General features: G+C 75.1%; 3 protein-coding genes. All 3 read left to right on the forward strand.

Annotated elements, in window-relative coordinates:
- The coding region (gene argH, locus E9529_RS21100) for an argininosuccinate lyase (RefSeq protein WP_236833226.1) at positions 1 to 1449 on the forward strand (1449 nt) is incomplete at its 5' end.
- Between the two features lie 14 nt (positions 1450 to 1463).
- Positions 1464 to 2105 (forward strand): DNA-3-methyladenine glycosylase, encoded by a 642-nt coding sequence (locus E9529_RS21105; protein ID WP_236833227.1) that lies wholly within the window; start codon positions 1464 to 1466, stop codon positions 2103 to 2105.
- Positions 2102 to 3379, forward strand: a complete 1278-nt coding sequence (gene tyrS, locus E9529_RS21110) for a tyrosine--tRNA ligase (RefSeq protein WP_236833228.1) — start codon at positions 2102 to 2104, stop codon at positions 3377 to 3379. The genes E9529_RS21105 and tyrS overlap by 4 nt, the downstream gene beginning before the upstream one ends.
- The last annotated feature ends 262 nt before the right edge of the window (positions 3380 to 3641 follow it).

Below are 3641 nucleotides of genomic sequence, written 5' to 3' on the forward strand. Positions count from 1 at the left end.
GGACGGGCCACCACCGAAGCGGCCGCCCCGCACACCCGGCTCTGGGGCGGCCGCTTCGGTGGTGGCCCGTCCCCGGCCATGGCCGCGCTGTCCAAGTCGACCCACTTCGACTGGAAGCTCGCCCCCTTCGACCTCGCCGGCTCCCGGGCGCACGCCCGCGTGCTGCACCGCGCGGGGCTGCTGGCCGACGACGAGCTCGAGCAGATGCTCGGCGCGCTGCGCGAGCTGTCGGACGAGGTCGCCGCCGGCACCTTCGTCGCCGCCGAGTCCGACGAGGACGTGCACGAGGCGCTCGAGCGCGGGCTCACCGAGAAGCTGGGGGCGCTGGGCGGCAAGCTGCGCGCCGGCCGCAGCCGCAACGACCAGATCGCCACCGACCTGCGGCTCTACCTGCGGCACACCGTGCGCGCGCTGGTCGGCGAGCTGTCCTCGCTGGAGTACGCGCTGGTCGGCCTCGCCGAGCGGTACCAGGACGTGGCCGCGCCCGGGATGACCCACCTGCAGCACGCCCAGCCGGTGCTCTTCGCCCACCAGCTGCTGGCCCACGCGCACGCCTTCGCCCGCGACGTCGACCGGCTCCGGGACTGGGACCGGCGGACGGCGGTCAGCCCCTACGGCTCCGGCGCGCTGGCCGGCTCCTCGCTGCCGCTGGACCCCGACGCCGTCGCCGCCGAGCTCGGCTTCGACCGCGCCTCGGACAACTCCATCGACGGCGTCAGCGACCGGGACTTCGCCGCCGAGTTCTGCTTCGTGGCGGCGCTCATCGGCGTCCACCTCTCCCGGCTGGGGGAGGAGGTCGTGCTCTGGACGTCGACCGAGTTCGGCTGGGCGCGGCTGGACGACGCCTGGGCCACGGGCTCGTCGATCATGCCGCAGAAGAAGAACCCCGACATCGCCGAGCTGGCCCGGGGCAAGTCGGGCCGCTTCGTCGGCAACCTGACCGGCCTGCTCACCATGCTCAAGGGCCTGCCGCTGGCGTACGACCGGGACCTGCAGGAGGACAAGGAGCCGGTCTTCGACTCCATGGAGCAGCTGCTGCTCCTGCTGCCCGCCGTGACCGGCATGGTGGCCACGCTGACCCTGCGCCCCGAGGTGCTGGAGGCCGCCGCGCCGCAGGGCTTCGCGCTGGCCACCGACGTCGCGGAGTGGCTGGTCCGCCAGGGCGTGCCCTTCCGGTCGGCGCACGAGATCTCCGGCGCGATGGTGGCCTTCTGCGAGGAGGCAGGGCTCGAGCTCGACCAGCTGGACGACGAGCAGCTCGCCGGCATCGACGAGCGGCTCACCCCCGACGTCCGTTCCGTGCTGTCGGTGCCGGGCGCGCTGGCCGCGCGGTCGGCCCGCGGCGGGACGGCGCCCGAGCGGGTGGCGGGGCAGCTGACCCAGCTCGCCGAGGCGGCGCGGCAGCACGCCGAGTGGGCGGTCTCCTCGCCCGTGGCGGCGGCGCTCTGAGCGTGCCGTCGTCGGTGCCCGGTCCGCTGGTGCGGGCCGAGGAGCTGCTCGGCCCGGTCGACGAGGTCGCACCCGCCCTGCTGGGGAGCTGGGTCGTGACCGACCGGCCCGAGGGCACCGTCGCCCTGCGGCTCACCGAGGTCGAGGCCTACTCCGGGTCGGGGGCGGACCCCGCGGCGCACTCCCACCGCGGACCCACGCCGCGGGCGGCGATCATGTTCGGCCCGCCCGGGCGGCTGTACGTGTACTTCTCCTACGGGGTGCACTGGTGCGCCAACGTCGTCGTCGGCCCCGAGGGCGAGGGCTCGGCGGTCCTGCTCCGGGCCGGGGAGGTCGTGGTGGGGGAGGAGCTGGCCCGCGCCCGCCGCCCGGCGGCGCGGACACCCCGCGACCTGGCCGGCGGGCCGGCCCGGCTGACCCAGGCCCTCGGGATCGGGCGCCCCGACCTCGGCACCGACCTGCTCGACGGCTCATCCCCGGTGCGGCTGCACCGGGGGGCTCCGCCGGCTTCCGTGTCGGCCGGGCCGCGGGTGGGGATCAGCGTGGCCACCGAGCTGCCCTGGCGGTTCTGGGAGACCGGGGCCTCCTCGGTCAGCGCCTTCCGCCCGGGCGGCCGCCCGCGCCGTGGCCGGGCCGGGCAGGATGGACCCCCGTGACCGACGTGATCGACGAGCTGCACCGCCGCGGGCTGATCGCCCAGAGCACCGACGAGGCCGCGCTGCGGGCCCACCTCGCCGAGGGGCCGGTCAGCTACTACGCCGGTTTCGACCCCACGGCGCAGAGCCTCCACGTCGGGCACCTGCTGCAGTTCATGGTGCTGCGGGCCCTGCAGCGGGCCGGCCACCAGCCCGTCGTCCTCGTCGGCGGGGCGACCGGGCTGATCGGTGACCCGCGCCCGTCGGCCGAGCGGCAGCTCAACGACCGGGAGACCGTCGCGGCGTGGGTGCAGCGCATCCGCGAGCAGGTCGCGCCCTTCCTGGAGGCGCCGGCGGAGGCGGACGGGACGCGCCCACCGGTCTACGTCGACAACCTCGACTGGACGGCGCCGGTGACGGCGATCGACTTCCTCCGCGAGCTCGGCAAGCACTTCCGGGTGAGCCAGATGCTGGCCAAGGAGGCGGTGTCGGCCCGGCTGAACTCGGAGACGGGCATCAGCTACACGGAGTTCAGCTACCAGATCCTGCAGGCCAACGACTACCGCGAGCTGCACCGGCGGCACGGGGTCACGCTGCAGACCGGTGGCTCCGACCAGTGGGGCAACCTGACGGCCGGCATCGACCTGGTCCGACGCACCGAGGGCGCGCGGGTGCACGCGCTCTCGACGCCGCTGGTGACCAAGGCCGACGGCACCAAGTTCGGGAAGTCCGAGGGCGGGGCCGTCTGGCTGGACCCGTCGCTCACGACGCCGTACGCCTTCTTCCAGTTCTGGCTCAACGCCGACGACGCCGACGCCCGGGCGTGGCTGCCGCTGTACTCCGAGCGCCCGGCCGAGGAGGTCGCGGCGCTGGTGGCCGAGAGCCTCGAGCGACCGGCGGCCCGGACGGCGCAGCGCGCGCTGGCCGAGGAGCTCACCCGGCTGGTGCACGGGCCCGAGCAGCTCCGCCAGGCCGAGGCGGCCGGCCGGGCGCTGTTCGGCCGCGAGGACCTGGCCTCCCTGGACGAGGCGACCCTCGGTGCGGCACTGCAGGAGGCCGGCAGCATCACCGTCGACGGCGAGCTCCCGACGGTGGCCCAGCTGCTGCAGCAGACCGGGCTGGTGGGCTCCCTGTCGGAGGCCCGGCGCACGGTCAAGGAGGGCGGGGCCTACCTGAACAACGAGCGGGTGGCCGACGGCGAGGCCCGACCCGGTGAGGACGCATGGCTGCCCGGGGGGTGGCTCGTCCTGCGCCGCGGTCGCCGCTCGATCGCCGGCGTCCGGCGCGCCGGCTGAGCCTCCGGGACGGGTGAACGCCCGGCGACGCCGGTGTGACGGCAGCGTGTCGGGCGTCACGGCGGACCCGGTTTGACGTCGGGTCGGGGGTCCGTGTAACTTTCTTTCTGCGCCGCGCGGCCCGGGAGGGCTGCCGGACCGGGGCCCGCGGGTAGCGGATCTTCCGGAAACCGGCGTAGAGTTGGACATCCAGCCAGAGGTGAGGCCCGGAAGGGTCGAGTTTCTGCGCGTCCGCTCCTTGAGAACTCAACAGCGTGCCGAA

Origin of the sequence: Blastococcus sp. KM273128 (assembly GCF_021698975.1) — a bacterium.
Lineage (GTDB): Bacteria > Actinomycetota > Actinomycetes > Mycobacteriales > Geodermatophilaceae > Blastococcus.